Origin of the sequence: Zobellia uliginosa (genome assembly GCF_900156625.1) — a bacterium.
GTDB classification, from domain to species: Bacteria; Bacteroidota; Bacteroidia; order Flavobacteriales; family Flavobacteriaceae; genus Zobellia; species Zobellia uliginosa.
On the sequence record NZ_FTOB01000026.1, the window covers coordinates 1 to 1,347 of the forward strand.

Consider the following 1,347-nt stretch of genomic DNA (forward strand, 5'->3'; position numbering starts at 1 on the left):
TCTAAAGCTTCACTGTATAACTTAACCTTAATTCTCTCTTTTGTTCTTTCTGGTTTATACCATCAATTTAATGAGAATCAAACTTAAGATGTATATAAAAAATAGCAGTTTTATCGCTTAAATGAAATAATAGTGATAAACTAAACCGTAACCTCCACATATTGTACCGGATTGGCAGGATAAAAGACGGAATGTTCCGCATATAAACAAGTTGTAGCACATTTAAAAAAACATAAATCCAAATGAAATATAAGAATCTTATTTTAGATTTTGATGGTACATTAGCAGATACCAAAGAAAGTATTTTACAGTCAATGAAGTTTGTGGCTCATAGTTTTAACATTGATAATTATGACGAAAAATTAATAGAAAACTTAATAGGATTACCACTGAAAACTACTTTTGAAAAAGCCTTTTCAATTGACGAAAAATTAATACAAGAAGCAACTTTAGTTTATCGTAAACATTATAATGAAATTGTAATCGATACGATTTCTCTTTTTAATGGTGTAAAAAACACATTATTAGATTTTCATAAACAAGGAATAAATCTGACTGTTGCTTCAAGCAAAGGGAAAGAGGCATTAATTAAAATACTCAAAAAGCAAAATGTTTACGACATTTTTACATTTGTTGGAGGCGAAGAAGATGCTAAAAATAAAAAACCTTCACCCGACATTGTAAATCTCATAATAAATAAATATAATTATCATCCATCTGAATGTTTAGTAGTTGGCGATACAATTTTTGACATTGAAATGGGACAAAGGGCGAATGTAGATACGTGTGGAGTTACTTATGGAAACAACACGAGGGAAAAATTAGAAAAACAAAAACCAAATTATATAATCAATAGTTTTAAAAATCTAGCTGAGATTGTATAAATAAGAAAAAAAACGTGCTACAATCGAGTAGACGGGTCCACCCCTAGTTAGGAACGGACTGCGCCTCTCACACCACCTGCCATACGGGTCTTCCCGCAGCCGGAGCGGGACGGGCTGTATACGGTTCCTGTTCGTCGGTACCGAGTTTTGTAGTCCCGCTTTCTTCAGATGTAACTTCGCAGTTACCACCCTTGCGACTTACTAATGGATCAAGGCGTTACCCCTGCCCATAAGGGACTTGCACCCTCTAGATTAATTAACTACATTTCTGTAGCGTAAAGGATGCCCATACTGGGCACACACAATGGCTAAAAATCATAGCTGCCCTGCGGGACAGCAACTGTAAGCTTCCCCTAATTAGAACTGCCTAGTTTTCTAAAACTTCATTAAAGTTATTGTTTTTAATTCTTTTGGGGCTAGCCCCAAAAGAATTAAGTTCCGCATATTTTACGGGCGGTATTTT

1 protein-coding gene is annotated in these 1,347 nt (G+C 34.7%); it reads left to right on the top strand.

Annotated features, from left to right (window positions below; genetic code table 11):
• Window positions 1-242: 242 nt before the first annotated feature.
• Window positions 243-884, top strand: coding sequence for an HAD family hydrolase (locus BW980_RS22090; RefSeq protein WP_076457316.1), 642 nt, complete (start codon window positions 243-245; stop codon window positions 882-884).
• Window positions 885-1,347 lie beyond the last annotated feature (463 nt).